This window comes from Nitrosomonas sp. Nm58 (assembly GCF_900107335.1).
Lineage (GTDB): Bacteria > Pseudomonadota > Gammaproteobacteria > Burkholderiales > Nitrosomonadaceae > Nitrosomonas.
In genome coordinates this window covers 1-1,482 of record NZ_FNPQ01000111.1, presented here as the reverse complement: position 1 = coordinate 1,482, position 1,482 = coordinate 1, and the positions used below count along the sequence as shown (strand labels likewise).

The window sequence follows — 1,482 nt, the reverse complement described above, 5'->3', positions numbered from 1 at the left end:
TTAAGTGAAATGCCACCTGGAATTAGATGGACTATTAACGGGCCAGTAGATGAAACGGGTAACCCAATTGAATTAGAAAAAGCAAAATAGTTGTTCGCTTAAAATCGTGAGAAGAGTCAGGAGATCAAACGTATGTACAAATTATTATGTGTTTTATTAAGTACCTTGCTTCTGATGTTTCTTTCTACAAAGGCATCTGCTGAGCTGGCCTACATTGATCCAGCAACCAATCAGAGCGTGTTGGATCAGGTTGTCCAAAAGTTTTGGACAAAGGTTAAGAGTTGGCATACTGTTATTCACTCTGCCGCTGAGCGATTGTTCTGGTCGCTGGTATTGATTTCAATGGTGTGGACATTTGGCATGATGCTGTTGCGCAAAGCCGATATCGGAGATTTCTTTGCTGAGTTCACCCGTTTCATTATCTTCACAGGTTTTTACTTCTGGCTGCTGACCAATGCCGTATCAGGTCACAATATTGCAGGCACTATTATAGATTCTATGCAGCAATTAGGCGGCACTGCTGCTGGTTTGCCGAGTGGTGCCAGTCATACTAGTATTGTTAATACAGGTATTTTAATCTGGAACCAGGCAACGAATAGTCTTACATTCATGCAGCCTATGGATAGTTTGATGGGCTTTATCATTTCTTTAATAATTTTAATTATTCTGACAGTAATTGCAGTCAACATGCTGCTCTTGCTGATATCAGGATGGGTATTAATGTATGCAGGTATTTTCTTTTTAGGTTTTGGGGGCGCGCGCTGGACATCCGACATCGCCATAAACTACTTTAAAACGGTTTTGGGTATTGGAATACAGTTATTTGTGATGCTCCTGATCGTTGGCATTGGCAGTGATCTGTTATCCAGCTTTTACGCCAAAATGGGCAAAAATGTTCTGAATTATGAAGAATTGGCAGTTATGCTGATTTTTACGATTGCATTTTTTGTATTGATTTCCAGGTTGCCACTGTTGCTCGCTGGCATTGTAACTGGCAGTAGCATAGGCTCTGCTGCCGGAATTGGCAACTATAGTCCAGGTGGTTTTATGGCAGCGACTAGTACCGCTGCAGCCGTTGCATCTTATGGTGGAACACTGGCAGCTGGTCGACTGATAACAGCAAGAAGTGCGGGGTCGGATGCTTTACGTAGCGCAATTGAAAAGGGCCAGGCCCAAGAATCAGCGGGTATGAACAATATTTCGCAGGGAGGGGGTAAATAATGGATAGGGCACTTAAGCGATTCGCTCAATGATGGATTTGCCACCAGATATGGAAGAAAGAGTAGCGTGCTCAATTACAGCCGCTATCAAGTATGAAATACCCGCCAATATCCTGCTGGCGATAGCCGAAAAAGAGGGGGGAAAACCGGGTCAGTGGGTGCGTAACAGTAATGGTACTCACGATGTTGGCTCGATGCAGTTTAATACCGCGTATCTTCAAGATTTATCCAAATATGGCATTACGCCTGATCATGTAGCAAA

At 43.3% G+C, this 1,482-nt stretch carries 1 protein-coding gene and 1 pseudogene; both read left to right on the top strand.

The features are described 5' to 3' along the window. Positions 1–132: 132 nt before the first annotated feature. Positions 133–1,221 (top strand): P-type conjugative transfer protein TrbL, encoded by a 1,089-nt coding sequence (trbL, locus tag BLW34_RS15260; protein ID WP_090581396.1) that lies wholly within the window; start codon positions 133–135, stop codon positions 1,219–1,221. 28 nt (positions 1,222–1,249) lie between these two features. After that, positions 1,250–1,482 (top strand): annotated as a pseudogene (locus BLW34_RS15255) (conjugal transfer protein TrbN); the annotation flags it as partial.